Source organism: Blastomonas sp., assembly GCF_041747255.1.
In the GTDB taxonomy this organism is placed as follows: Bacteria; Pseudomonadota; Alphaproteobacteria; order Sphingomonadales; family Sphingomonadaceae; genus Blastomonas.
In genome coordinates, this window is record NZ_JBGTFM010000432.1 from 1 (window position 1) to 4,536 (window position 4,536).

Consider the following 4,536-nt stretch of genomic DNA (forward strand, 5'->3'; position numbering starts at 1 on the left):
CCGTTGCTGGCTAAGCTAACCTGCCTAACCTAACAGCTGTATCAGATATCTTCCCCCGCGGCCCGCGCCCGATCAAGTAACGTAGCCTCGGCTTTCGGGACCAAACGATATGCGGCAGTGAGCAGCACTGTCCCAATCGGCGCGGCAATGAGCAGCGATAGCACCCCGATTGACAGGCTTCCGCTGAGGGCCGACACCTGACCGGCAAGATAAGGCCCAAGCGACAGCCCAATCAGGGTGGTCGCCAGAAAGAACGTTGCAGTCGCTGTGCCGCGCATGCGTGGAAGCACCAGATCCTGCGATGTCGCGGCAGCTGCACCCAGCGCCGAACTCGCGAACAGCGACAACACGAACCCAAGAATATAGAACAGAAGCGGGCTTTGCGTCGTGAAGGCAATGATCAGCGGGATGACCGGTGCCAGCACGCCAAACATGATCACCAATACGCGCCCTGCGGGGTTGCGCTGGCGTGCCCAGTCGGCCACGCGTCCGCCGATGATGATCCCCAGAAACCCGCCCAGCGCGCCGGGGCCGCCAATCCACCATCCAGCGACCGATGGCAGCTCTCCGAGCACGCGGATCGCGTAAGGTGCAGACCAGAATGATACCGCGTAAGACGAAAACGCAACCATGCCGTAGCCAAGAATGGTGCACAAAAAGGCCGGCGACCCCCAGATCAGCGCAAACGCGGGACCATCGCGCTTTTTCAGCGATGTTGCCCAGGAATATACCGCGTAATAGCCGATGCCGACTGCGATCCACTGCGGATAATTGCCGGTCCCCAAAATCAGCAGCCAGGCAATAGCGGCAATAACGACCATGCCACCCAGATTGATTGCGAGCGCACGGCCCCCTTGCCGCGCCGCCGAAATGATCGTGAATGGCGGAATGACCGCGAACAGCTCTTGCCCGAAGCCACGAAACGGGTCCTTGGGCGGCGGGGTTAGAATGCCGTCCGCCTGACCGCGCACCGGTTCGCGCAATGTCGCAACCAGCACGGCCAGCAGCAAGCCGGGCAGGCCGACCGCGAGAAACGCTGCCTGCCATCCGGCAAGGCCAAGCGGAGCATCAACTGGATAGGTGGCGTTCCAGCGTTCGACAATCAGGCCGCCGATCAGCAGCGAAACGCCGCCACCAATATAAAGGCCAGACGAGTAAATCGCGAGCGCGGTGGCGCGAAACTTTTTGGGAAACCAGTCGGAAATCAGCGAATAGGCCGATGGGCTCGCGGTGGCCTCGCCGATGCCAACCCCGATGCGCGCAAGGCCCAACATCCCGAAGCTGCGCGCAAAACCCGAAAGCGCAGTCATCGCCGACCACAGCGCCAGCCCCAGCGCCATAAGGCGCACCCGGTGCCAGTTATCGGCGAGTTTGCCGAGCGGAATGCCGAACAGCGCATAAAAGACACCGAACGCGGTCCCGTAAAGAAAGCCAAGCTGGTCGTCGGTCAGACCCAGATCGGCTTTGATGTCCTCTGCCAGGATCGACATGATGTTGCGGTCAACAAAATTAAACACATAGACCAGCACCAATATGCTGAGCCCATACCAGGCATAACGACGGCTGGTGGTCGGAAAGGCGTCCTGCGGCGGCACACCCCCCGGTCCATCTGCGGCTGCATCCATGTTGTTTGCTGACCCGTTCATTCGTGCATCCCTTCCGAGATTTTTGTCGCTGGCGCATGTGGCTAGCAGAGCGGCGCATTCACGCAAGCCACTATCCTTTGCTGCATCGCGGTGGCAAAATCACAATGCCATGATTGTCCCCCCTCCCAGCATTCTGTTTGTGTGCCTTGGCAACATCTGCCGCTCGCCACTGGCCGAGGGTGCGCTGCGCAATGCGCTGAACGCACGTGGGTTGGATTGGACTGTCGATTCGGCTGGAACGGGCCACTGGCATATCGGTAGCCCGCCCGATCCGCGCGCGATTAGGGTGGCGGCTGCACATGGCGCGGACATTGCCGGTCTGCGGGGCCGTCAGGTGGATGTCGGCGATCTCGTCCGGTTTGATCTGGTGCTGGCGATGGATCACGACAATCTGCGCCTGCTGCGGCAGCTTGCTCCGGCGGAGAACCTATCCCACGTCGCGCTTGCGCTCGATCTCGTGCCCGGGCGTGAGGGCGAGGCGGTTGCCGACCCCTATTATGGAGACCAGGACGGCTTCCTGCAGACATGGCGCGATGCCACTGCAATCGCCGAGGCCTTGATCGCCCGGTGGATCGCCGATGCCGGGATGTCAAACGGGTAACGCAACCTCGGGCTCTGGTGGCTGTCGTTTCAGCAGGCGTATAGCTTCGTGCAATGACGTTGGCGCCAGTACGCGCAGCATCAGGACATAGCTCAGGCCGCCAATCGCTGCGAGCATCGCCAGCCGCAGCATCATCTGCAACACCCCATCGACGAGCACGCCTTGCGTGCCCCGGCTGATCGCAATGACCACAATCGCCATTGCCACCGCCGAAAGTATCCCGGGCCAGCCAGCCAGCAGCACGTCGCGCGCCCGCACGCCGATGACGGGGCACGATTGCCAGAGGGTAAAGCCAAGCACGATCGGCAAGCCGATCAGCCAGGCCATCGCCAGCCCGATCACGCCAAACTGCACACCGATGAGGAACATCAGCGGCATCAGCGCCGCACCAAAGGCCGAGCAGCGCACCGTTATCCGAGGCTGACCGAGCGCATTGACCGCCGGTGCCATGAGGATGTGCAGCGTCATCACCGGCATCGACAGAGCGAAAATCTGCACAAGCGGCACCATCTCAAGCCATTTTTCACCAAACAAGGTATAAATCGCTTCGGGCGCGGTCACAGCGAGGCCGAGATAGACCGGGCAGCTGATCAGCATGATCAGGCGAATCGCGGTGAGAAATGCTGCCGAGAGCCGCGCGGGATCTGACTGCAGCCGTGAATAGGCCGGAAACGCAACCTCGTTGAGCGGCGGGATGACCTTTGCTGCGAAAACATGCGCCAGGAACAGTGCTTCTGCATACAGGCCCAGCGCATGCGGATCGAGCACGCGACCTGCGATCAGCACGTCGGCTTGCGTTTGCACGCTCCATAACAAGTGGCTGGTCAGCATCGCGCCGCCAAAGCCGATCATGCTGCCGGTGCCGCGAAAATCGAAACTCGGCCAGACGATGAAGCGCTGCGCAATGCACAACCCGATGGCGCGGGTCCACATCATCGCGGCGGGCGCGATCACCAATGTCCATACGCCCAAACCGGCCAGCGCGCAGCCCAGAGAGACGAGTGCACCGACCAGGGCCGAGATCAGGTTGACGATTGCTAGCCGCCGAAAATCGAGCGCGCGGCTCATCAAAACCTCTGGCACGGCCATGAACGGCGTGGCCAGATAAGCGAGCGCCTGCCAGCGCAGCATGTCGCTGACCATCGGTTGCCCATAATAGCTGGCAATCGCAGGGGCGGCCGCAAACTGGATCGCGGCGATGCCGCCGTTGAGAATCAGCAGCAGGCCAAACGCCTGACGCACCCGGAACGGATCGATCCGCTCCTGCTGGATCAGCGAGCTGGCAAATCCGTAACCATTCAGAAACGCCAGCATCACCATCACCACCTGGGTCATGGCGAACAGCCCATAGTCGGACGGGTCAAGAATGCGGATCACCGCAAGCGTGCTGCCCCACATCACGATCTGGCTGACGATCTGGCTGCCCGAACGCCAGAAAACCGCCGATCGCACGCGGTTGGCAAACCCCTTGTCAGTCAGCAATTCGCCATTATCTAGATGCATATCAATAATGGTCCTTGGGGGGCGGGCTTGCCCGGGCTTTCAGCGTTTAGCGGCAAATCCCAAAAATATTTGAAATAAAATTGCAAAAAGCGTTTGACCCGAATCGAACCCCTCCATATATGACCTCTCACCGGACGGGACGCGGCGCCAACGCATCGCACCCCACCTGGTCGCCAACATAAACGGACACCAAGTCCCCCGAGAGAAAAATCGGGGAACAATGGTCGTCCGCTACTTTTGTCGGTCGGCTCTTTGACATTGTGATTTAAGATGAAGGGACATGTGGGCGACGGCGCCCAGACCCGCGGAGTTTAAGGCCGCGAAGTCTGGTTGCATTAAGTCGTTCCTTATGTCCTTCACGTATCCATACGTAAAGAAATGTGCAGGAACGGCTCCTTAAGCTCATGTTCTGGCGGCTAGCGAACTTCGGTTCGTGCTGCCATTATGTGTGACAAAACTTGAGAGTTTGATCCTGGCTCAGAACGAACGCTGGCGGCATGCCTAACACATGCAAGTCGAACGAGACCTTCGGGTCTAGTGGCGCACGGGTGCGTAACGCGTGGGAATCTGCCCCTTGGTTCGGAATAACTCAGAGAAATTTGAGCTAATACCGGATGATGACGTAAGTCCAAAGATTTATCGCCAAGGGATGAGCCCGCGTAGGATTAGCTAGTTGGTGAGGTAAAGGCTCACCAAGGCGACGATCCTTAGCTGGTCTGAGAGGATGATCAGCCACACTGGGACTGAGACACGGCCCAGACTCCTACGGGAGGCAGCAGTGGGGAA

At 60.0% G+C, this 4,536-nt stretch carries 3 protein-coding genes and 1 rRNA gene; 2 read left to right on the forward strand and 2 right to left on the reverse strand.

Going from position 1 to position 4,536, the window contains the following annotated elements; translation table 11 throughout:
* Positions 1-41 precede the first annotated feature (41 nt).
* Complete coding sequence (locus tag ACEW8G_RS14545) at positions 42-1,646, reverse strand: MFS transporter (RefSeq protein WP_373489120.1); 1,605 nt, start codon at positions 1,644-1,646, stop codon at positions 42-44.
* A 109-nt stretch (positions 1,647-1,755) separates the two neighbouring features.
* Between ACEW8G_RS14545 and ACEW8G_RS14550 the strand changes: the two genes are divergently transcribed.
* Positions 1,756-2,247 carry a low molecular weight protein-tyrosine-phosphatase gene (locus tag ACEW8G_RS14550; protein WP_373489121.1) on the forward strand — a complete coding sequence of 164 codons (492 nt, stop codon included), beginning with the start codon at positions 1,756-1,758 and terminating at the stop codon, positions 2,245-2,247.
* On the opposite strand, the gene ACEW8G_RS14555 is transcribed toward ACEW8G_RS14550, so the two are convergent.
* Positions 2,236-3,750, reverse strand: coding sequence for a lipopolysaccharide biosynthesis protein (locus ACEW8G_RS14555; RefSeq protein ID WP_373489122.1), 1,515 nt, complete (start codon positions 3,748-3,750; stop codon positions 2,236-2,238). The two genes, ACEW8G_RS14550 and ACEW8G_RS14555, sit on opposite strands and share 12 nt — an antisense overlap.
* 454 nt (positions 3,751-4,204) lie before the next feature.
* On the opposite strand from ACEW8G_RS14555, the gene ACEW8G_RS14560 reads away from it, so the two are divergent.
* Positions 4,205-4,536: ribosomal RNA gene (locus ACEW8G_RS14560) — 16S ribosomal RNA — on the forward strand; the annotation flags it as partial.